Consider the following 22,285-nt stretch of genomic DNA (forward strand, 5'->3'; position numbering starts at 1 on the left):
TTATCGAACGGAAGATCATGGCAGACAACCGAGAATTCGACCTAGTGCTGTTCGGCGCAACGGGTTTCGTCGGCAAGCTCACCGCGCAGTATCTGCTCGGCGCGGCGCCCGCCGAAGCGCGCATCGCACTGGCGGGCCGCTCGCTCGACAAATTGACAACGGTTCGTGACGAACTCGGCCCGGCTGCCGCGAATTGGGGGCTGGTAGTTGCCGATTCGACCGACCAGACCGCACTCGACGCTCTGGCCGCGCGGACCACTGTCGTGGTGACCACCGTCGGCCCGTACCTGCGCTACGGCATACCGCTGGTGGCCGCGTGCGCGAAGGCCGGTACTCACTACGCCGACCTCACCGGTGAGCCGCTGTTCATCCGGGACGCGATCGACCGGTACCACGAGCAGGCAGTGGAGACCGGCGCGAAGATCGTGAATTCCTGTGGCTACGACTCGATTCCGTCGGATCTGAGTGTGTACCAGCTGTATAAGCAAACGGTCGCGGACAATACCGGCGAGCTCGAGGACACCACCCTGATCGCGTCGCTGAAGGGCGGGGTGAGCGGCGGCACCATCGACTCGGGCCGGGCCATGATGGAGGCCATCGCGGCCGATCCGGCCAAGGGTTCGGTGATGAGCCACCCGTATTCGCTCAGCCCGGACAAGTCGATGGAACCGAATGTCGGCCGTCAGACCGATCAGGCGCTGCAGCGGGCCAGCAGCATCGACCCGAGCTTGGACGGGTGGGTCGGGACCTTCGTCATGGCCGCGCACAACACCAAGATCGTGCGCCGCACCAATGGCCTGCTCGGTTGGGTCTACGGTAAGAACTTCCGCTACCGCGAGGTGATGAACGCGGGCAAGTCGGCCGCGGCGCCGCTGGTGGCCGCCGGTATGGCGGGCGGCATCGTGGCGACCATGGCCGCCGGTGCGATGCTGTCGCGAGTTGCGGTGGGGCGCAAGCTGCTCGACCGGATCGTCCCCAAGCCCGGCACCGGACCGAGCGAACACGCGCGCACCAGTGGCTGGTTCACCATGAAGACCTACGCGCGCACCTCCTCGGGCGCGAAATACGTGGCGACCTTCTCCGGCGCCGGCGACCCCGGCTACCAGGCCACCGCCGTCATGCTCGGCCAGGCCGGACTATGCCTGGCCTTCGACAGTGCCGACCAACCCGACCTGGCCGGCATCCTCACCCCCGCATCCGCAATGGGCGACCCCCTCACCACCCGCCTACGCGCCGCAGGCATAACCATCGAAGTCCAGCGCACCTAACCACCAGATCAAGATCAGGTGGAAACTATGGCGGCATCGCCCGAGATGCCCCCTCCACCAGTGCCACCTGATCTTGATCCTTCGAGGAGCACACGTGAGATCTGGACCAGGTGGGCGTTGTGTGCGGTCGCCGAGGGGGGTGCGGTGAATCTTGCTCGGCGTACTATGAATGCGCCCGCGCTTGCTGCGATCTATGAAAAGGCTTGGCGGCCTGCGTTGTTTTATCTGGCCAGCGGCCGGACCAACGCTGCCGACCGTCGGGACGCGGTCACCACCCTGCGTCTCGACGGGGCCAAGAGGGTGCTCGATATCGCTTGCGGCCCAGGCAACTTCACTCGCTATCTGAGCAATGCCCTCGACGGCGACGGCTTCGCCATCGGTTTGGACTACTCCGAACCGATGCTGGCCCGAGCCGTTACCGATAACGCGGGCCCGCGCGTCGGCTATCTCCGCGGCGACGCGCGCACCCTGCCCTTCGCCGACGGCACCTTCGACGCCGTCTGCTGCTTCGGGGCGCTCTACCTGATCCCCGACCCGATCGCCGCGACCCGCGAAATGATCCGCGTCCTCGCCCCCGGCGGCCGCATCGCCATCACCACCAGTCACCGCGCCGACAACCCGTTCGGCCGCGCGAGCCGGGTCGTCGGCGGCTGGAGCGGACTGCGCGTCTTCGACGACGAGACCTTCCCGAAGCTCTTCGCCGAAGCGGGCCTGATCGATATAGATCAACAGGTGCACCGCCTCCTGCAATACATCAGCGCCACCCGCCCGCTCTAGAGACCCACGCTGTGGTGCGCCACATCACATGGGTGCGATGCCGAGGGACGAGCACAAGCGGGTTACACCGGTCGGAACCGAACGGTAAAGTGCCCGCAAGCGGTGGGTGGACCGAACGTGAGGGGGCGACCCAGATGGCGGTACCGGATACCGGTCAGCGGATGGCCAGGCAGTTGTATGCCGCCGCCACCGGAACAAGCGGCGGGGCACCCTTCGAGTTGGCCGAGGATGTCGCCGAAAACCTCGCCGCCGCATGCGACAAGCTCGTCGAGGATCTACAAAAGGCCACGGCCACCGGACATCTCGTCACGGAGGTATCCGGGTTCCCGAACCTACCGACGGGACACGGCTTGGCAAAAGGCTTCGGCGACAAAGGCACTCAGTTCCTCGACACCGTCACCGCATTCCAGGAAACGGCGCTGCTGTACAAGGCCGCCTATCTCGCCGCGGGAAAGCGTTTCGAGGATGCCGAGGCCGCGAATCGTGCCGCCCTACAACTGATCACCGATTACCTGGAGTCGCCGCGCAGCGAACAAACCGACGGAAACCACTGACCCATGGCCGATTCCGTCACCAGGGCAGCCGCCGATGCCATCCGGGTCCAGCAGCGCGCCGTCGCCGCCTCCGCCGGATCGGCAAGCGGCGGAACCGATCCCCCGTACGCACCCGAGCGCGAACTATTCGGCGCCTATACGCACCAGGAGATCTGGGATCTGGTGCACGAGGTCATCGATCCCGCGGCTCTCGGCCGGGTCGCCGATGCCTGGCGCGCCAATGCCACCGTGGTCGCCGAGGCATTCCAGGCCTTCTCCGATGCCACCAATCGCGAATTCGCGCACTGGTCGGGTCGTTCCGCCGATGCCGCGCTGCGCGCCACCCGCGAATTCGTCCGCACCGGTACCGAGTCGCATGATGTCTGCCGCGCGGTACAGCGCCTGATGGAGCTCAATTCCGATGCGGCACAGGCCATCCGAGCGGCAATTCCGCCACCGCCACAGTATCGTGCTCTGGAAGATCCGGCCGCCGAAGCGATCCACGGCGGACAACGCAGGATGGACCACGACATGGCCGCTGCCACGGCGCAGGCCGATGTCCAGGACACGATGACCTATGTCTACACCCCGATCATGCCCGCATCCGGCGACCGTGTCCCCCGATTCACCCCGCCGCCCGACGGCCCACAGATCGCGCGGCCGAATGCCGGCAGCGGGGGCGCACGGTGAAATGGGTATTCACCCCGGACGAATTCACGCATGTCTGGGAGAACGAGACGAGTCTGGACCGCCGCCCGTATCCGGTCAATCTGGCGCCCGCCGCCACGGTCCGCACCGAATCCGAATACGCCGCACTGCGACTACCCCAGCGCTTCGCCCGCCAGGCCGATGCCGATCTGGCCGCCGCACTCATGCTGTGCGCCCGCCCCGATGCCACCACCATCACCGTCTCCGGTGAGTCGGGGGCCAAGCGGATCCTTGTTTTCGCCGCGGTGGTGCACAACCACGCGGGCATACTGATCGCCGATATCGACAAGGTGACGGTGCGCATGTGCCACGCCCGCAACCTCGGCAAGCATCTGGTCGAGATCATCGGATCGGCCGAGCCGGGCAAACTGGCGCCCATGCGGGAGCCGCAGGACGCGGTCCTGAACTCCGACGAAGGCGACAGCGCGACCAACGGCCATCGCCGTGCCGCCCGGTTCCGCCAGACCCTGCGAAAACCGGTGGACGGTCGCGGCTTCATCACCGTGACCGTAGAACCGGAAAACCCGATGTCGCCACCCACCAGACACCGCAGCTGGCTCGATTTCACCGGTGACGGACGCTATCTGCTCACCACCTCGCACGAGCTGACCCTGACCCCGGTCACCGACGAGGATTTCGCCGACCAATTGCTTCGGCTCGCCCAGATCCGCTGACACATCACCGGACAGTTGGCAACGTCACGTCGCAGCGCCCACGTGAGCACAACGAAGCGAGTCCTACGAGCAACCCGTTCACAGCCCGTCTCGCATCCGCACCGAAGGCACAGCCATCGAACACAAAGCCCAGCCATCGAAACGCACGCGACCCACCCGCGAACCTCAGTGCGCGCACCAAGCGCCGAACGACCCACCATCACCGACCCCAACGAAGCGAGTCCTACGAACGACCCATTCACAGCCCGTCTCGCATCCGCACCGAAGGCACAGCCATCGAACACAAAGCCCAGCCATCGAAACGCACGCGACCCACCCGCGAACCTCAGTGCGTGCACCAAGTCCCGAACGACCCACCATCACCGAGCACAACGGAGCGAGTCTTACGAGCGACCGTTCGCGGCCCGTCTCGCGTCCGAGTCGTCGAAGCGCATGCGACGAAGTCGCGAGTCTCGACGGCTCGGACGCGAGACACCAGGGGCCGCGAACACGCAGCGCCGAAGGCGCTGCCATCAGACACAGCCGTAAGATACTTCGATGGCAAAGAAATGGTCTCTGCCGCCCATCGAGGCTCTGCGGGCCGATGGCTTGCGCATCGCTGATCTCGACGCCTCCGGTACGCCCGGATTCGAAGGTGACAAGAAGCAGGCCCAGAAGCTGCTCATCGAACGCGCCGGCGTGCTCTCGGATCTGCAGGAGAAGCTCTACGCCAACGGTCGTTCCGGCGATACCCGCAGCGTGCTGCTGGTGCTGCAGGGGATGGATACCGCAGGCAAGGGCGGCATCGTCCGCCACGTCATCGGTTCGGTGGATCCGTCGGGCGTCGACCACGCCTCCTTCGGTGTTCCGACCGAGGAGGAGAAGAGCCACCACTTCCTGTGGCGCATCCGCAAGGAACTGCCGCGCGCCGGCCAACTCGGCGTATTCGACCGCTCGCACTACGAGGATGTACTGGTCGTACGGGTGCACAATCTGGTGCCGCCGGAGGTCTGGGAACCGCGCTACGACGAGATCAACGCCTTCGAGCGGGAACTGGTCGACCAGGGCACCACGCTGGTGAAGGTCGCCATGTTCGTCTCCCTCGACGTGCAGAAGAAGCGGCTGCGCGAACGACTGGACCGACCGGATAAATACTGGAAGTTCAACCCCGCCGATATCGACGAACGCGGCTACTGGCCCGCCTATCAAGAGGCCTACCAGGTCATGCTGGACCGCACCTCGACCGACTACGCCCCATGGCATGTGCTCCCGGCCGATCACAAGTGGTTCGCCCGCCTCGCGGTCACCGAACTGCTGATCGACGCACTCGACGGGCTGAAACTAGACTGGCCGCCGGCCTTGTTCGATGTCGAGGAGCAGCAGCGCCGCCTCACCGAAGCCTGACCAAGGTTCCTCTCAGGTTGACCACGGATGATGTGGCCGTGCCCGTCCACGCCCCGGGGGAGCTCCGGATCTACCATCGTGGCGGCAGGTAACCGGCAGGCAAGCGAAAGGCGTGGTGAACGCACGGTGAGCAATAAACCGGGTGGCAAAACGAATCCGCTCGCGGCGGCGGAGCGCGCCGACCGCAACCGCAAGATCCTCATCCAGGTGGGTGTGGCCGTCGTGCTGGTCGGGCTCATCGCAGCGATCGGCATCGGTATCGCGGTGAAGAACGCGAACAAGAACGATCTGGGCGCCACCCCGTCCATCGCCGCCACCGCGAGCCAACTGCCCAATGGCGCCACCGCGACCATCACCGATAACGGCGCGGTCCGCATCGGCAAGCCGGATGCGAAGGTGACCGTCCGCGTGGTCGCCGACCTGCAGTGCCCGGCCTGTAAGGGCTTCGAGGCCGCCAACGCCCAGGCGATCAAGGATGCCGTCGACAACGGCACGGCCATTGTCGAATACAACATCATCTCGTTCCTGGACAAGGCGTCCACCACGAAGTACTCCTCGCGCGCGGCCAATGCGGCGTACTGCGTCGCCGAGGCGGATCCGTCGAAGTACCTCGACTGGCTGACCACTATGTACACGCAGCAGCCCGCCGAGGGCAGTGCGGGTCTGACCGACGACCAGCTGATCACTATCGCGAAGGGCGTCGGTTATCCGGATTCGGTCGGGCAGTGCATCAAGGACAACAGCTACAACAAATACATCGGGGCCAAGACCAAGGATGTGCTGAACAGCGGAGTCCAATCGACCCCGACCATCTTCGTCAACGGCACCCAGGTGAACAGCCAGGACCTCGCGTTGCCGGGTGGTCAGTTCAAGCCCGGCGCGATGGCAGCGGTCATCGCCGCCGCCGCGGCCAAGTGAACAACACCTCCTCCAGGGCCGCCTGGGTGTTGCTGATCGGCGGGCTGGCCGGGTGGCTCGCCTCGGTCACGCTGACCATCGAGCGGTTCAAGCTGTTCACCGATCCGAACTACCGGCCCTCGTGCAGCATCAACCCGATCCTGTCCTGCGGCAGCGTGATGGCCACCGAACAGGCCGCCAAATTCGGATTTCCCAATCCGATCATTGGCATCGTCGGCTTCTCGGTGGTTGTCACCCTCGCGGTGCTCGCGATCGCGAATGTGCGCTTTCCGCGCTGGATCTGGGGCGGACTGTGGGTGGGGACCGTGCTCGGCACGGTCTTCATCTGCTGGCTGATCTTCCAGAGTCTGTACCGGATCGGCGCGCTGTGCCCGTATTGCATGGTGGTGTGGGCGATCATCACGCCGCTGCTCGCGGTGGCCACCGAACAGGTGTGGGGTGGTGCGCGCGGACCGATGCGGATCGTCGTCGAGTGGCGGTGGACGTTCGTCGCGGTGTTCTACGCCGTGGTGCTGCTGCTGATCTTCCTGAAGTTCCAGGATTACTGGCTGTCGCTGGTCTAGTTCGGGGTGCCCAGCGCGAGCACCACGGTGATCGTGCGTTGCACGCCGCCAATGCCGAGGACACCCAGCTGAACGGTGTCATCCGGCTTGTGCACATTGATCGCGGCCCGCAGCGCCCTCGCGGTGGTGATGTCACGGCCGTCGATCGAGGTGATGACATCGCCATCGACGAGCCCGGCGGCGTAGGCCGGCAATCCGTACAGTGCGACATCGATCTTCGCCCCGCTCGGTTTCGCATCCGAGATCAGTACGCCGAGCGTCGCGGTCGGTCCGATGTGCACGGTTTCGGTGGGCGTGCCGGAACGAATCTGGCCCACGACCCGCATCGCGGTGTCGATCGGCACCGCATAGCCGTTCGGGGTGCGCCCGACCTCGCGTGAGGTTTCACCCGACGCGGCGGTGATCACGCCGACCACCGTGCCACCGGGATCGGCGAGCGCACCGCCGGACTGTCCCGCGGTGACCGGCGCCGCGATCTCCACCATCCCGGTCAGCGATTTGCGGGTCAGATCGGAGGCATTGAGCGCGACGATCGTGCTGTTCAGATCGGTGATATTGCCCGGGATCGAGGTCGGCGTGCCGCCCGCGCCGCCCGCATTACCGATGGCGAGCACATCCTCGTGCACGCGCAACTCGGCGGAGCGGCCGATGCGTGCGATCGTCAGATCGGTGGCACCGGTGAGTTCCAGCAGCGCGATATCCGCACCGGCGTCGTAGCCGAGCACCGTCGCGTCGTAGACGGTGCCGTTGCCGACATCGGTGACCGTCACGGTTTCGGCGCCCTTGACCACATGATGGCTGGTCAACACCTGTCCGTCGGCGGTCAGCACGATCCCGGATCCGGCCGCGCCGAGTCCGAACGGCCGCGAGGACGTGCTGATATTCACCAGTGCCGGTTCTACTGCCTGCGCGACCGCCACCGGATCCAGCGGCGGCAGCGGCTCGAGCAGGGCGGGCGGGAAGTTGCCCGCACCCGAGGGCGACGACCAGTCGGGCAGTTCACCGCGGAAGCCGAAGAATGCGGCCACGGCGAGCAGGAAGGCCGCGAACAGCGCCAACGCACGCACGCCACCGGCTCGCTGCCCCTCGGGCGCGCGGTACCGCTCGTCGTCCATGCCGCTCTCCCGCCTCCGGCTGGGCCCTCGACCAATTCCATTGTGGCCGGAGATCTTTATTCGGCGACGCGTTTGGCAAACCTCCGCATGCGGCGGTAGGCATGTACGCATGAGCGAACGCAGTGAGCGAATCATGACGCAGCGCGCAACGCGCATGCCGAAGCCGAGCGCCAGCGAGGCGCAGGCATGAGCGTTGCTGCTGCGTATGCGATGTCCGCGCCCGATGGGCAATTCGAGAAGCTCATCATCGAGCGGCGCGAGCTCGGACCGCGCGATGTGCTGATAGATGTCAAATACGCGGGTATCTGCCACTCCGATATCCACACCGCCCGCGATGAATGGGGCGGCGCCAAATACCCGTGCGTCCCCGGGCACGAGATCGCGGGCATTGTCGCCGCGGTCGGTCCGGAGGTGACCAAGCATCGGGTCGGCGATCGCGTCGGCGTCGGCTGCATGGTCGATTCCTGCGGCGTCTGCGGTCCATGTCTGGCCAATGAGGAGCAGTACTGCGACAACGGCGCCACCATGACCTACAACACCCAGGTGGACTCGTCCATCCAGCCGGGTGGGCACACAATGGGCGGCTATTCGACCCAGGTCGTGGTGACCGAGAACTTCGTACTGTCGATTCCCGAGGGCATCGGACTCGATGTGGCGGCACCGCTGCTGTGCGCGGGCATCACGCTGTTCTCCCCGCTGCGACACTGGAATGCGGGGCCGGGTAAGAAGGTCGCGATCATCGGCATGGGTGGACTCGGGCACGTCGGGGTGAAGATCGCCGCGGCGATGGGGGCCGATGTCACCGTGCTGAGCCATTCGCTCAGCAAGCAGGACGATGGCAAACGCTTCGGCGCGCAGCACTACTACGCGACCGGCGATAAGCAAACCTTCCGCGAGCTGCGCAACCGCTTCGATCTGATCCTCAATACGGTCTCGGCCGATTTGCCGATCGACAGCTATCTGCGCCTGCTGAAGCTGGACGGCACCCTGGTGATCCTCGGCATGCCCGAGAACCCGTTGAGCGTCAAGCCTTTCACCATCGCCGGATACCGGCGGGCGCTGTCCGGCTCGATGATCGGCGGTATCGCACAGACCCAGGAGATGCTGAACTTCTGCGCCCAACACGGAATCGGCGCGGAGATCGAGCTGATCTCGGCCGACGAGATCGATGGCGCCTACGACCGGGTCGTCGCGAGTGATGTGCGGTACCGGTTCGTGATCGACGCCGCAACGATCTAGTCCGTGTCGTTGCGCCGATTCGTCGCCGGTTCAGTAGCTTGGCGATGTGTCTGCGGATGAAGAGCAATCCCCACCCGCCGAAACGACGGTGGTCACCGCCGATGTGACCGCGGGGCCGCCGCCGTGGCTGTTGCGGGCGTTCCTGCTCGCGGCGGCGACGGTGGCCGGGCTGGTATGCGGCTTCTGGATTCTGCAGAAACTGCAGGGTTTCCTACTGGTGCTGCTGGTTTCGGTGTTCCTGGCCTTCGCCATCGAGCCGGCGGTGAATTGGCTTGCCGCGCGCGGTGTCCGGCGCGGACTGGCGACCGGGGTGGTGTTCCTGGTGTTGGCCGTCGGCACCGCCGCATTCGTGTGGACGCTCGGCGCGCTGCTGGTCGATCAGGTCACCACCCTGGTCAAGAACGCACCCGAACATGCGGATCAGGCCGTCGACTGGGTGAATCGCACCTTCAAAGCCGATCTGTCCAGCAGCGATATCCAGAAGTACCTCGGCGACTGGAGTTCCACCATCGACGGCTATCTGGTCGGGTTGGCGGGCAATGCCTGGGGCGTCGGCACCGCCGCGATCGGTGCGATTTTCCAGGCACTCGGCGTGCTGTTGTTCACCTACTACTTCGCCGCCGACGGACCGCGCTTCCGCAATGCGGTCTGCTCGCTGTTGCCGCCACATCGCCAGCGACATGTATTGCGCGCCTGGGATATCGCCGTCGACAAGACCGGCGGCTATATCTATTCGCGCGGCCTGCTCGCACTGTGCTCGACGATCGCGCACTATGTCGCACTGCGCATCCTCGATGTGCCGTCCGCATTCGCCCTCGCGCTGTGGGTCGGCGTTGTCTCGCAGTTCATTCCGACCGTCGGCACCTATCTCGCCGGTGCGCTGCCGGTGCTCGTCGCGCTGGTGCACGGACCGTCCACCGGGCTGTGGATTCTGGGCTTCATCGTGGTGTACCAGCAGTTCGAAAACTATGTCCTGCAACCGAGGATCACCGCGACCACGCTGGATATGCATCCGGCCGTGGCATTCGGCGCGGTCATTGCAGGTGCGGCGATACTCGGGCCGACCGGTGCGCTGCTGGCGATTCCGGTCACCGCGACGGTGCAGGCGTTCGCGGGCGCCTACATCCGTCGCTATGAGGTCGAGGCGGACAGCAATACCGAGGAGCCCGAAACACCGCCGAAGAAACAACGAAAGTGGACGCGTCAGTTGACCATTCGCCTCCGCGGCAGCGGTCGGCCACCAGAGTGATCATTCGGCGCGAATGCCTTGCAGAGCGTCGATCAGCGCCAGGCTCACCTTGCCCATCTGGGCGCGGCTGTACAGGGCGGTGTCGCACTCGACCTGGATGGTCAGGTGTCCGCCGATGGTGAAAACGGTGAGCTTCGGCGGCATGCCGGGGCCCATGGCGAAGATGTCGTCGCGGATGTGGCGGATACCGTCCGGGGTCGAATGTGCGGGCAGGCGACCGATATTGGAGATGGCGACGGTTGGCGAGGCGGCGAAGATCGCGGCGGTCGCCTCGTCCTGGACGCGCTGCGAGGCGAGTAGAAATATGGGAGCTTGGCGCTGCTCCTGTGCGGCCGCCATGCCCGCGGCGACCTCGTATGCGACCTCGATCGGGCCTGCGTTCTCGGCGACGAGCGCGGGGGTGCCCGCGCCGGAAGCGCAATTCAGGATCGTGTGCGCGGGCAGGTTCAGCTCGGATCGCACATCCACCGCGTGGCCGCAAAATACCGGGAGCGTTCCCGTCGCGGGTTCGAGTTGGGAGCGGACTGCGACGAGTGCGGCGCCGGCGAGCAGGCTGTTGACCGAAAGCCCGTGCGCACGAGCGGCGTCGACCAGGTTCTGGGTTTCCTTGGTATCCAGTTCGATTCGCTGCACCGCGAACCGGCCGAGTGGATCGTCGCCGCTCCCGTCGATCGGTAGGGTGCGCGGAGCCGATTCCGGCCCCATCAGCGCGGCCACAGTCCGGATCTGGTCAAGCGACTCGGCGACCTCCACATCCGACACCACCGTGGCGAGTTGGATATCGATGCCCTCCGGCAATTCCTGATCGAAATCCGACTGCGGCAGTGCGGTTCCCGTCGCATATGCGGTGTAGCGCTGCCACAGCTGCGCGAGCAGCGCGAAAGCCGATCTGCCATCGGCGATTCCGTGATGGATGACCAGGATGATTTGATCGCGGTCGCCGTCGCGGAGCAGATGGGCGCGGAACAGGCCATCGCGCCAATCCCGTGGTCCGTTGACCAGATTCAGGTACTCGGCTTCACCGCCATCGGTGATCTCGAGATGGGGCCGGTAGGCGTCGTCCCGGCGCAGATACAGCGTGCCGTCGGCATCGGCCACCGGCTTGCTGCGCAGCAGTGGATGCTGAGCAGCGAGTTCGTCGAGCACCCGGCGCAGGATCTCGACATCCAGCAGTCCGTGCACGGTGGAACCGATGAACAGCGGCATACCGCCGGTCGGCACGCTGCCGAGTCGGGTTTCGGAGCCGAAGAAGGTGAGCTCGAACGGAGAAATCGGTCGCTGTGCGGTCATTGGTCGTCTCGTACTTCCGTGTGGTGGAGCAGGTTACGCCCTCAACATACAGATGTTTCAAACGCTTGTCACAAACAATTGTTTGAAATACGTGTCACAAACGGATGTATGCCACGCTGATGGGGTGGGAACCCGAGAAGATCTGCTCGCCGCAGCCAAGCAGTGCCTGGCCGAACGCGGGTATGCGCGCACGACCGTGCGGGATATCGTGGCCGCCTCCGGCACCAATCTGGCCGCCATCAACTACCACTTCGGCACGCGCGACAAACTGCTCAACCAGGCGATGATGGAATCGAGCGCGGATGCGGTACAGCAGATCCTCGAATCACTGCCCGCGCACGATGCCGAGGATCCGGCCGCCCGCCTGCGCGATTTCCTGCACCAGTTGATCACCTCGTTCACCGAGAATCGCGCCCTGTGGTCGGCCAATGCCGAAAGCCTGACGCAGGCGCTGCACTCCCCCGAACTGCGCACCGAATTCGGCACCGCTCAGGCGCAGGCACGCGATGGACTATCCGACTTTTTCGGGCCTGGTGCGCAGGACCCGCGCATCGGCGCCATCCTGCAAACCATGATCGGCGGCCTGCTGATACAACACCTGGTCGACCCGGAACAGGCCCCCACCGCCGCCGATATCACCGCAGGTCTGCGTACCCTCGCCACGCTGCTCCCAGCTGACGGCGGGACATAGCCGCCGCATCGTCGCCTAGGCGTGCTTCCGGGTGGTCGCACTCCGTGCGCGATACGCCACTCTTGGCGCATCAACCCCGGTGCGCTGTATCCCGGCTCGGCCACGTGTCCGGCTGACGCGTCGACCGGCTCGGCATGCCATAGCGTGCTCTGCGCGCCCGAATAGCGCCACCGTGTCGGGCCGACATCGCGAACACACAGCGAACTTGCTGCGCGAATATCGCATCGCGCTGGCGGCGGGTGACAGATGCTGGACCGATGGCGATTCTGCTTGCGCTGGTATCGATGTGCTCGACGCTGGTCGGCGGGCTGGTGGCGGTGCGGATCGGCGACCGCAAACATCTGGTGCTGGGGCTGGCGGCGGGGGTCATGTTGGGTGTGGTGTTCTTCGACCTGCTGCCGGAGGCATTGGAGCAGTCGGGGGATATCGTGCTCGGTGTCCCGGCGGCGCTCGTCGCCACCGTGGGCGGCTTTGTCACCATCCACGTCATCGAGCGCGCGGTCGCCATCCATACCGGCCATGAAGGCGAATTCGGTTCGCACAAGCACGGTTTCGAATCCGTCGGGCTGGTCGCGGCGGCCGGGCTGATCTTCCACAGCACCCTCGACGGCCTCGGCATCGGATTGGGTTTCCAAGCCGGAGCCACCGTCGGCATCGCGGTCGCCATCGCCGTCATCTGTCACGACTTCGCCGACGGCTTCAACACTTTCACCATCACCAAGCTGTACGGCTCTGCCCACAGACGCGCACTGATCCTGCTCGCCCTGGACGCCATCGCCCCGGTCATCGGTGCGGTAATCGGCACCGTCATCCGGGTTCCGGCCGGGACCGTCGGCCTCTACCTCGGCTACTTCGCCGGATTCCTGCTCTACCTCGCCACCGCCGACATCCTCCCCGAGGCCCACGCCGAACACCCGTCCCGGCTGACCCTCGCCTGCACCGTCACCGGCGCGACATTCATGCTCGTCGTGGCCGCGCTCAGCCACTGACCAGCGTCAGCCGAGTTGCGGCAGCACCTCGCGAGCCACCCAAGCCATGGCGTCCGCGAATGCGGGACCGGGTACCGGCAGCCAGATCGAGCAGGCGTGGAGTCCCGCCTCGTGCAGGGCACCGAGTTCATCGACAATGCTTGCGGCCGTTGGCTGCCCGCCACCGAGCAGCCGCCCCGGATCACGGCTGATGGCGGTGAATCCGGGTGGGACCACGAAGGCCACCGAGGTCAGTCGCAGCTGCCGCTCGATACCGGATGCTTCGGCGAGTTCGGTGAGACGTTTGCGGATTCGGTGCAGTTCGGCGGGATCGGCGACCGGACCGTGCCATGCGCTGCCGAAGCGCACGGCTCTGCGCAGTGCGGCATCGCTCTGCCCGCCGACCCACACCGGTGGTCCACCGGCAGTGCGCGGCGCGATACCGATTCGCGGCTCGGACTCACCCCGCCACAACGATGTGAGCACTTCCAGATGCTCGCCCGCGCGCTTGCCGCGTTCCTCGAACGGCACCCCGACCGCATCGAATTCGGCACGGTCCCAGCCTGTTCCGACGCCGAGCGTGAACCGCCCACGCGACAGTCGGTCGAGTGTCGCGGTCTGATGGGCCAGCACGACCGGGTTGTACAGCGGCAGGATCAGCACGCTGGTCGCGATGCCGATGCGCGAGGTCGCACCCGCGATGGCCGACAGCATGATCAGCGGCTCGTGCGTGACACCCAGGTCACCCGCCAGCACATGACTGCCGGCGACAATGTGGTCGAAGCCCAATTGCTCTGCGGTACGCGCGGTTTCGACGATATCGTCGAGTTCGCCGGCCTTCCCGGGCCATAACCCATGCGGTGCGATACCGAGTCGAAGGCTCTCGCTCTCACCGACTGCTTCTTCCAAAGGCATAGCGTTGGCTCCCGATTCCGGTCCTGACAGAGGTGACGCCGAGCTCCCTGCCTATTCACCGGGCACCCTGTACACCCGGTGCCCGGTTGGTGGACGAGCTGCCCGGTCGATCAGACCAACACCGACAGTCGCCCCCTGATTCCGGCGGAGACCCGGCCGGTCAGCGAGTGATTGCGTGCAGCACCGCGTCGACCGACTGATCAGCGAGCGGTTCGGTCAGCGGTAGATGGCCGAAGAGGGCGCGGTAGTAGATCGGGGCGGCGACCGCGTCGAGGATGAAATCGAGATCGATACCCGGATCGACTTCGCCTCGATGGATTGCCGACTCCACGGCGATCGCGGTGGTTCGCCTGCGTGGTTCGAAGACCGTCGCCAGGAAATGCGCGCGTAGATCCGGGTCGTTGGCGAGATCCGCCACCAAGGCGGGCAACACGTGGCTCAGGGAGGTATCGCGCAGTGCGACAACGAGATTGCGCATCGCGATAGTTAGATCGGCACGCAGGTCACCGGTGTTCGGCGTTGGCTGCAAGCCCAGCAGGTCGGCGACGACATCGACGACGAGGTGGCGTTTCGAGGGCCAGCGGCGGTAGATCGCCGGGCGGTGCAGACCAGCTTTTGCCGCTACCTGGCCGATGGACAGTTCGGCATAACCGTTCTCGTCCAACAGCTCTCGCGCTGCGGCGAGTACCGCGGTGTCGATGCGGTCGTCGCGCGTGCGTCCCGGCATCAGAACACCGGACGCGGCATCAGAACGACGCGCCAACCGTCCGGATCCGGAAAGGTCAAGCCGCCGTTGGCCGCCCAATACGGATTCTCGGCGGGCACCGGCTCCACCCCGAATTCACCGAGACGCTGTGCGACGTCATACATCTGGGTTTCGGTCGAAAAATAGAGCACCAGCAGGTTTTCCGCGCTCGGCGCATCGCCGGGACTTCCGTCCACGTGGGTGGTGAACTCCAGGTGATATCCGGTCCCCGGCAATCCGAGCATCACGCCGTCGTAGCCCGCGTGATTTTCGAATCGGTAGAGCTCGCGCAGCCCCAACCCCTCGACATAGAACCGCACGACCTCTACCAACCGATCGGTGGGCCTGGCAATTCGAACCTGGGCCACCGGCAACGACTCGGGCCATGTCTGCTCAGCCATATCTCAACGATACGGTACGTACTGTACCGATTCGATATGGCATCCATCACCCGAGCCGCAAAAGACCGCCGCCACGTCCGAGACATGGCGGCGGCCTTCGTCTTCGGTATTACTCCGTCGGCGTCGCCCGCCGACGAACACGGCGCGCGGCCGCGACCATATTGCGCAGCGAGGGCTCCAGCTGCCAGTAGTGCCGGGTCTTGAGTCCGCCGTCCGGATTCGCCCACAGGCGTTCCGGACTAACGGCTTCGGCTGCGGCCGTGAGCAATTCGTCGAGCTCATCGATATCCGGGATCCGCGCCGAACGGCTCTCGTAGACACCGGGACCGACGCCGTGACTCAGGCCGTGACCCGATGCGGAGTCTTCCTTGAGCGCCTTCAACACCCATTCGATCGAGCGGGTCGCCACGATCGCGGTGACATCGGCATCGAGCTCCTCGATCGCGTCGACCACCTCGGTGCGACCGGAATAGCCGATATGCGTGTGGATCTGGGTCTCCGGCTTGACACCGGAGGTGGCCAGGCGGAATGCCCCGACCGCCCACCGCAGATATTCGGCGCGCCCCTGCGGACGCATGGGTAGCAGCTCGCGAATGGCGGGCTCGTCGACCTGGATGATCGAGATCCCGGCCCGCTCCAGATCCACGACCTCATCGCGGATGGCCAGCGCGACCTGATCAGCGGTCTCGAACAGCGGCTGATCCTGCCGCACGAACGAACGCGCGATCATGGTGACCGGACCGGTGACCATGCCCTTGACCGGCTTATCGGTCAGCGACTGGGCATAGCTGATCCACTCGACCGACATCGGCGCGGGCCGCGAAACGTCACCATAGATGATCGGCGGTCGCACACAACGGGATCCGTACACCTGCACCCAGCCGAAGTGGGTGGTCGCGAAGCCGTCGAGCAGCTCGGCGAAATACTGGATCATGTCGTTGCGCTCATGCTCACCGTGCACGAGCACATCGAGGCCGATGTCCTCCTGTAGGCGGATCGTGGCCTCGATCTCGGCCTCGATCTTCTTGCGGTATTCGTCGTAGGACAGTTTGCCCTGGCCCAGGTCGTAGCGGGCCTGACGAATCCGATCCGTCTGTGGGAAGGAACCCAGCGTGGTCGCGGGCACCGGCGGCAGATTCAGCTTGCGCTGCTGGGCTTCGCGGCGCACCTCGTACGGTTCGCGCGAACGCATATCGGGCGTGACCGCGTAAACCCGTTGCCGCACCGCGTGTTTCTGCTTGAAGTGCACCTCGGTCGGCCGCTTGCGCCACTTGTCCGAGGGCCCCTCGGTGAGCGCCTTGGCGAGCGAAACCACCTCGCCCACCTTCTGTCGCGCGAAGGCGAGGCGGTCGGCGACATTGCCCTCGATTTCGTATTCGGCGAGCACGTCATAGGGCACATGCAGCAGTGTCGTGCCGGTGGACACCACGAGATCGGGGCACACCTCGGCCAGCTCGTTGAGGTATTCCAGCGTCACATAACGATCCGCGCGCCAGACATTGTGACCGCTGATCACGCCCGCGTACAAGCGCTTACGCCGAATGCCGGGAATCTCGGCGAGCTCTTCCGGCTGGATCCGATAACTGGCCAGATCCAGTCCGATGGCCTCGACATTGGTTTCGGCCAGAATGCGCAGCGCCTCACCGAAGTCACCGTATTGCCCGGTGACGAGCATGCGCGGCCGCAGCGCCGAGGTCGAAAGTCGTTGGTACGCACGCTCGAACGCGGCGAGCTCCGCAGGAGTGCGCTCACTGGTGAAGCACGGCTCGTCCAACTGCACACAGGTGGACCCGCGCTTGGCGAGGATTTCGAACAGCTCCTCGTACACCGGAAGCAGCTTGTCCAACAGACTGAGTGTGTCGAAACCGCCTGCCTCACCGGGGATATGACCCGCCTTGGACAGCAGCAGCAGCGACACCGGGCCGACCACCACCGGACGCAGCTCGATATCACCGGCTTTGGCGCGATCCCATTCGTCGAGCAAAGCCTCGGGGTGCAGCGAGAATTCGGTGTTTTCGTCGAGTTCGGGCTGGCGGTAGTGGTAATTCGTACCGAAGAACCGCACCAGCTCCAGCGGCGGCAGATCCGGCCGACCGCGCGCCATCAGGAAGTAGAAGTCCAGCGGATGCAGCTCGTCCTGGTACCGCTTGAACCGCGCGGGCACCGCACCGAACAGCAGCGCATTGTCGAGAATGTGGTCGTAGAAGGAGAAGGTGTTGCCCGGCACCTGGGTCAGACCGGTGGCGGCCAGCCCGTTGTACTGCCGCTCCTGGATATCGCGCCCGACCGCGAGCAGTTCGTCGCGGGAAACCCCACCACGCCAATAGCCCTCGAGGGCCCGCTTGAGTTCCCGGTGCGGCCCGATCCTCGGGTAGCCGAGAATGCTGGATCCGTAACCGTCCTGAACGTTGACCATGAGCGGGGCACTCCCTTTCGATCACCTGCGCGGAATCCTCGACCCAGACCCCGCAGCAGCGCTGCGCTCTCGGTATTTCGGCCGAGCCGCTGGTCACGACCCGACCTTTCTTGCAGCCTATGCCGCTGACAGCATTGGCAGAGTAAGACTCCGCGGTGGTCGCTCGAGTGACCGTTGACACCTGAGCGACCCCAACGGAGCGAGTCTTACGAGCGACCGTTCGCGGCCCGTCTCGCGTCCGAGTCGTCGAAGCGCATGCGACGCAGTCGCGAGTCTCGACGGCTCGGACGCGAGACACCCGGGGGCCGCGAACACGCCGCGCCGCAGGCGCGGCAAATCCAACACAGAATCAGACTTTGTACTGGTAGAAGCCCGCGCCGGTCTTCTTGCCGAGCAGACCGGCCTCGACCATGCGCATCAGCAGCGGCGGCGCCGAGTACAGCGGCTCCTTGAACTCCTGGTACATGGAGTCGGCGATGGACTTGACGGTGTCGAGGCCGACCAGGTCGGTGAGCGCCAGCGGACCCATCGGGTGGGCACAGCCGAGCACCATCGCCTTGTCGACGTCTTCCTTGGTGGCGAAGCCGGATTCGACCATCCGGATGGCCGAGAGCAGGTACGGCACCAGCAGCGCGTTCACCACGAAACCGGAGCGGTCGGCCGAGCGCACGACCTGCTTGCCGAGCACATCGCCGGCGAATGCCTCGGCTCGCGCGGACACCGCCGCGCTGGTCTTCAGCGTGGTGACCAGCTCGACCAGCGGCAGCACCGGCACCGGGTTGAAGAAGTGCATGCCGACAACGCGCTCCGGGTTGGCGGTGGCGACAGCGATCTTCATGATCGGGATGGAGGAGGTGTTGGAGGCCAGCACGGCGTCCGGATCGGTGACCACCTTGTCGAGCTCGGCGAAGATGGCGGTCTTGACCTTCTCGTCCTCGAGCACCGCCTCGACCACCAGCTGGCGGTCGGCGAAATCGCCGAGGTCGGAGGTGAACCGCAGCCGCCATGCGGCCTGTTCGCGCTCGCGCTCGGTGATCTTGCCGCTGCTGACGCCGCGGTCGAGCGAGCGCAGGATGCGGGCGCGACCTGCGGCGGCTAGCTCCCGAGTCTGTTCGTAGACGAGCACGTCGATATGCGCCCGCGCACACACTTCCGCGATTCCGGCACCCATCTGTCCGGCACCGATGATGCCGACGCGCTGAATCTTCTCGCTGCTCACGTCCCGCTCCTGCTGTTTTTGTCTGGCTGTCGGGTGGCTGGTGGCGAAGGACGCTCCGATAAGAGCCGACCTTCGATGGTCCAAGGTATAGGGATGCCCTCCCGGCTGGGGCTGTTCAGCCGGGAGGGCGGTACACCCCTACTGGAGTAGAGGATTGGCGGTATTCACGTCGGGAACCTCATTCCCTGAAGCGAGCACCCGGTTCAAGCTCCGAAACTGCCTTAGCGACAACCACGGAGGGAGTCTTACGACCGACCGTTCGCGGCCGGCTCGCTTCCGAGTACTCGAAGCGCATGCGCCGAAGGCGCGAGTCTCGAGTGCTCGGAAGCGAGCCTTCGGGGCCGCGAACACGCCGCGCGAAGGCGCGGCTAGTGAAATTGCCCCTCTTCGGTGGAACCCTTCAGGGCCGCCGTCGAGGTGTTCGGGTCCACGGTGGTGGCGATCGTGTCGAAGTAGCCGGCACCGACCTCACGCTGGTGCTTGATGGCGGTGAAGCCACGCTCGGCGGCGGCCTTGAACTCGCGCTCCTGCAGGTCGACGAAGGCGGTCATGCCCTCGCGGGCGTAGCCGTGGGCCAGGTCGAACATGCCGTAGTTGAGCGAGTGGAAGCCGGCCAGGGTGATGAACTGGAACTTGAAGCCCATCGCGCCGAGCTCACGCTGGAACTTCGCGATGGTCGCGTCGTCCAGGTGCGCCTTCCAGTTGAAGGACGGCGAGCAGTTGTAGGCCAGCAGCTGGTCCGGGAACTCGCTGCGGACGGACTCGGCGAACTTGCGCGCGACCTCGAGGTCCGGCACGCCGGTCTCCATCCAGATCAGGTCGGCGTAGGGGGCGTAGGCCTTGGCACGCGCGATGCAGGGCTCGATGCCGTTCTTCACACCGAAGAAGCCCTCGGCGGTGCGGGTGCCGTCCAGGAACTCACGGTCGCGCTCGTCCACGTCCGAGGTGATCAGGGTGGCGGCCTCGGCGTCGGTGCGGGCGATGATCACCGAAGGCACGTCGGCGACGTCGGCGGCCAGACGCGCGGAGGTCAGGGTGCGGATGTGCTGCTGGGTCGGGATCAGCACCTTGCCGCCCAGGTGGCCACACTTCTTCTCGGAGGCCAGCTGGTCCTCCCAGTGCACACCGGCGGCACCGGCGGCGATCATGGCCTTCTGCAGTTCGTAAGCGTTCAGCGCGCCACCGAAGCCGGCTTCGGCGTCGGCGACGATCGGGGCCAGCCAGTTCTGGACCGAGGTGTCGCCCTCGACCTTGGCGATCTCGTCGGCGCGCAGCAGCGCGTTGTTGATGCGGCGAACCACGGACGGAACCGAGTTGGCCGGGTACAGCGACTGGTCCGGGTAGGTGTGGCCGGACAGGTTCGCGTCACCGGCGACCTGCCAACCGGACAGGTAGATGGCCTTCAGGCCGGCGCGGACCTGCTGGACCGCCTGGTTACCGGTCAGGGCACCGAGGGAGTTGATGTAGTCCTCGTTGTTGACGAGATCCCAGAGGATCTCCGAGCCACGACGCGCGAGGGTGGCCTCTTCGACGACGGTGCCCTGCAGCTTCGACACCTGGTCGGCGGTGTAGTTGCGGGTGATGCCCTTCCAGCGCGGGTTGGTGTCCCAATCCTGCTGGATCTCCGCAGCGGTCTTCGGGGTGCCGACGTTCGACATCTCTGACTCCACTTCTTCGTTTCGGTGCCCCACGGTCGAGCATCGCTCGAACTGCTGTGGCGGCAATTTGCAGGCTTGCTAGGCCCATGGGGTGTACTTCCACACGATGGCACACCAGGAAATAGCCGTCTACCTGTTGCAAGTGTGAATCCGAGCTAGGTTTCGACCGGTCTTTGCTAACTTTGCGAAATTTGCCTGCGAATTGCAAGCATGAAACCTACCCGCCGGTAGCGCTGACATGCGGTTTTAGCGTAACGCTCGTACTGTTTGTGATCGACCGGCAGACTGCCATCCGACGCGCCCGGCATTCCGGGTTGTGAGCACCTTCACAAGCGTCCGTGTGGCCTCCGCCACCTCGAGATGGGCGCCGATGGTTCGATTGGCAGACGCGTCCATCGCGGACAGACGTTCCGCGTCCGAGAGGAGCCGTTATGCGGAAACTGTGGTTCGCCGCTGCCGTCGTTTGTGGTCTAGGCCTGCAACTGCCTGCGGCGAGCGCCGATCCGGGCGCGGTGGAATCCGTCGCGCCGCTGGCTGCGGTGGCGACGCCGCCCGGTTCGGTGAATTCCAGCCGCATCTTGTACGCGACGACCACCGCGAACGATATGCCGACGGTGGCCGGTGCCGCGGTCTACTTTCCGCCGGGGGAAGCACCCGCGGGTGGTTGGCCGGTGATCGCGTGGGCGCACGGCACGGTCGGACTCGGCGACGACTGCGCCTACAGCATCGCCGGGCCGAGCGCGGTCGAGCGGGACTGGGCGTATCTGGAGACGTGGCTGCGGCAGGGCTATGCGATCGTCGCCGCGGATTACGCCGGACTCGGCACGCCGGGCGAACATCCCTATCTCAATGGCGTCGTGGTCGCGCACAACGTCGTCGATGCGGTGCGGGCCGCCACCAGGCAGTACTCGTCGCTGGCGAAGAAGTGGGTGGTCGTGGGCCAGTCACAGGGTGCCGGTGCTGCCGTCTACAGCGCGCGCTACGCCTCCGAATTCGGCGGACCCGAACTCGACTACCGAGGGGCGGTCGGCACCGGCATACCGGCGTATATCCAGGACATTCTGTTGCCGCTCGGTCCGCATGTGCCGCCGGTGAAATTGTCGCCGCACTCGTCGGCGTACGTGCTCTACATCCTCAACGGCCTGCGCACCACCTATCCGGCGCTGAATATCGATTCGTATCTGACCGAATCCGGCCGCGACTGGCTCGCCCGAGCCCGCGAGGCCTGCATCACCCCGCTCAGCGATGCGCTCGCGGCCGACGATGTGGTGATCGGTGACCTGTTCGCACGCCCGCTGCTCGAGATCCCGGACCTGCACGGGCTGCTGACCCGCTATCTCGGCCTGCCCGAGTCCGGTTACGACAGGCCGCTGTTCCTGGGGCAGGGATTGCGCGACACCGATGTGGTTACACCGGAGACGCTGCGGTACGCCGCGGTGCTCGAGGCGAATCGGCAGCCGGTCACGCTGCATACGTACCCGGAGGATCACAGCGGGACCGTCAATGCGTCGCTGCCGGATTCGCTGCCGTTCGTGCGGAATCTGTTCGGCTGAAC

At 65.5% G+C, this 22,285-nt stretch carries 21 protein-coding genes; 13 read left to right on the plus strand and 8 right to left on the minus strand.

What is annotated here, in order from left to right; genetic code table 11:
* Positions 1–17: 17 nt before the first annotated feature.
* The 8 genes from ON44_RS30500 (at position 18) to ON44_RS30535 (ending at position 6,824) form a co-directional block, all read left to right on the plus strand.
* Positions 18–1,268: a saccharopine dehydrogenase family protein gene (locus ON44_RS30500; protein ID WP_040696348.1), complete on the plus strand. Its 1,251-nt coding sequence runs from the start codon at positions 18–20 to the stop codon at positions 1,266–1,268.
* A gap of 144 nt (positions 1,269–1,412) precedes the next feature.
* Entirely contained in the window at positions 1,413–2,045 is a 633-nt protein-coding gene (locus ON44_RS30505) for a class I SAM-dependent methyltransferase (RefSeq protein WP_040696505.1), read from the plus strand.
* Between the two features lie 134 nt (positions 2,046–2,179).
* On the plus strand, positions 2,180–2,599 hold the full coding sequence (locus ON44_RS30510) for a hypothetical protein (protein WP_040696350.1): 420 nt from the start codon (positions 2,180–2,182) through the stop codon (positions 2,597–2,599).
* A 3-nt stretch (positions 2,600–2,602) separates the two neighbouring features.
* On the plus strand, positions 2,603–3,268 hold the full coding sequence (locus ON44_RS30515; RefSeq protein WP_040696352.1) for a hypothetical protein: 666 nt from the start codon (positions 2,603–2,605) through the stop codon (positions 3,266–3,268).
* Positions 3,265–3,960: an ESX secretion-associated protein EspG gene (locus tag ON44_RS30520; protein WP_040696354.1), complete on the plus strand. Its 696-nt coding sequence runs from the start codon at positions 3,265–3,267 to the stop codon at positions 3,958–3,960. Before ON44_RS30515 ends, ON44_RS30520 begins: the two co-directional genes overlap by 4 nt.
* A gap of 537 nt (positions 3,961–4,497) precedes the next feature.
* Entirely contained in the window at positions 4,498–5,343 is an 846-nt protein-coding gene (locus tag ON44_RS30525; RefSeq protein ID WP_040696356.1) for a polyphosphate kinase 2 family protein, read from the plus strand.
* Positions 5,344–5,469: 126 nt separating this feature from the next.
* Positions 5,470–6,261, plus strand: coding sequence for a DsbA family protein (locus ON44_RS30530; protein ID WP_040696358.1), 792 nt, complete (start codon positions 5,470–5,472; stop codon positions 6,259–6,261).
* Positions 6,258–6,824: a vitamin K epoxide reductase family protein gene (locus ON44_RS30535; protein WP_040696361.1), complete on the plus strand. Its 567-nt coding sequence runs from the start codon at positions 6,258–6,260 to the stop codon at positions 6,822–6,824. The genes ON44_RS30530 and ON44_RS30535 overlap by 4 nt, the downstream gene beginning before the upstream one ends.
* Here the strand turns inward: ON44_RS30535 and ON44_RS30540 are convergent.
* Positions 6,821–7,939: a S1C family serine protease gene (locus ON44_RS30540; RefSeq protein WP_040696363.1), complete on the minus strand. Its 1,119-nt coding sequence runs from the start codon at positions 7,937–7,939 to the stop codon at positions 6,821–6,823. The genes ON44_RS30535 and ON44_RS30540 overlap by 4 nt on opposite strands.
* Before the next feature lie 186 nt (positions 7,940–8,125).
* Here ON44_RS30540 and ON44_RS30545 point away from each other — a divergent pair, with 186 nt between their 5' ends.
* Both ON44_RS30545 and ON44_RS30550 read left to right on the plus strand, forming a co-directional pair.
* Complete coding sequence (locus ON44_RS30545) at positions 8,126–9,178, plus strand: NAD(P)-dependent alcohol dehydrogenase (protein WP_040696367.1); 1,053 nt, start codon at positions 8,126–8,128, stop codon at positions 9,176–9,178.
* A 46-nt stretch (positions 9,179–9,224) separates the two neighbouring features.
* Positions 9,225–10,427, plus strand: a complete 1,203-nt coding sequence (locus tag ON44_RS30550) for an AI-2E family transporter (protein ID WP_051182613.1) — start codon at positions 9,225–9,227, stop codon at positions 10,425–10,427.
* Here ON44_RS30550 and ON44_RS30555 read toward each other — a convergent pair whose 3' ends face one another.
* The gene (locus tag ON44_RS30555; protein ID WP_040696370.1) at positions 10,428–11,717 is read right to left on the minus strand and encodes a phthiocerol/phthiodiolone dimycocerosyl transferase family protein; all 1,290 of its coding nucleotides are present in this window, start codon (positions 11,715–11,717) and stop codon (positions 10,428–10,430) included. It abuts the gene before it with no gap.
* A 124-nt stretch (positions 11,718–11,841) separates the two neighbouring features.
* Between ON44_RS30555 and ON44_RS30560 the strand changes: the two genes are divergently transcribed.
* On the plus strand, positions 11,842–12,408 hold the full coding sequence (locus tag ON44_RS30560) for a TetR/AcrR family transcriptional regulator (RefSeq protein WP_040696373.1): 567 nt from the start codon (positions 11,842–11,844) through the stop codon (positions 12,406–12,408).
* A gap of 257 nt (positions 12,409–12,665) precedes the next feature.
* On the plus strand, positions 12,666–13,397 hold the full coding sequence (locus ON44_RS30565) for a ZIP family metal transporter (RefSeq protein ID WP_040696376.1): 732 nt from the start codon (positions 12,666–12,668) through the stop codon (positions 13,395–13,397).
* 6 nt (positions 13,398–13,403) lie between these two features.
* Here the strand turns inward: ON44_RS30565 and ON44_RS30570 are convergent, their stop codons facing one another.
* From ON44_RS30570 to aceA, 6 genes are all read right to left on the minus strand, one after another.
* Entirely contained in the window at positions 13,404–14,291 is an 888-nt protein-coding gene (locus tag ON44_RS30570) for an LLM class flavin-dependent oxidoreductase (protein WP_051182614.1), read from the minus strand.
* A 160-nt stretch (positions 14,292–14,451) separates the two neighbouring features.
* Positions 14,452–15,018: a TetR/AcrR family transcriptional regulator gene (locus ON44_RS30575; protein ID WP_040696379.1), complete on the minus strand. Its 567-nt coding sequence runs from the start codon at positions 15,016–15,018 to the stop codon at positions 14,452–14,454.
* Positions 15,018–15,437: a VOC family protein gene (locus tag ON44_RS30580; RefSeq protein WP_040696382.1), complete on the minus strand. Its 420-nt coding sequence runs from the start codon at positions 15,435–15,437 to the stop codon at positions 15,018–15,020. Before ON44_RS30580 ends, ON44_RS30575 begins: the two co-directional genes overlap by 1 nt.
* A gap of 109 nt (positions 15,438–15,546) precedes the next feature.
* Positions 15,547–17,853: a 5-methyltetrahydropteroyltriglutamate--homocysteine S-methyltransferase gene (gene metE / locus ON44_RS30585; protein WP_040696385.1), complete on the minus strand. Its 2,307-nt coding sequence runs from the start codon at positions 17,851–17,853 to the stop codon at positions 15,547–15,549.
* Between the two features lie 349 nt (positions 17,854–18,202).
* Positions 18,203–19,072, minus strand: a complete 870-nt coding sequence (locus tag ON44_RS30590; protein ID WP_040696388.1) for a 3-hydroxybutyryl-CoA dehydrogenase — start codon at positions 19,070–19,072, stop codon at positions 18,203–18,205.
* Between the two features lie 368 nt (positions 19,073–19,440).
* Positions 19,441–20,730 carry an isocitrate lyase gene (gene aceA / locus ON44_RS30595; protein WP_040696392.1) on the minus strand — a complete coding sequence of 430 codons (1,290 nt, stop codon included), beginning with the start codon at positions 20,728–20,730 and terminating at the stop codon, positions 19,441–19,443.
* 431 nt (positions 20,731–21,161) lie between these two features.
* Between aceA and ON44_RS30600 the strand changes: the two genes are divergently transcribed.
* On the plus strand, positions 21,162–22,283 hold the full coding sequence (locus ON44_RS30600) for an alpha/beta hydrolase (protein WP_040696393.1): 1,122 nt from the start codon (positions 21,162–21,164) through the stop codon (positions 22,281–22,283).
* The last annotated feature ends 2 nt before the right edge of the window (positions 22,284–22,285 follow it).

The sequence above is a fragment of the Nocardia vinacea NBRC 16497 genome, assembly GCF_000308835.1.
GTDB lineage: Bacteria > Actinomycetota > Actinomycetes > Mycobacteriales > Mycobacteriaceae > Nocardia > Nocardia vinacea.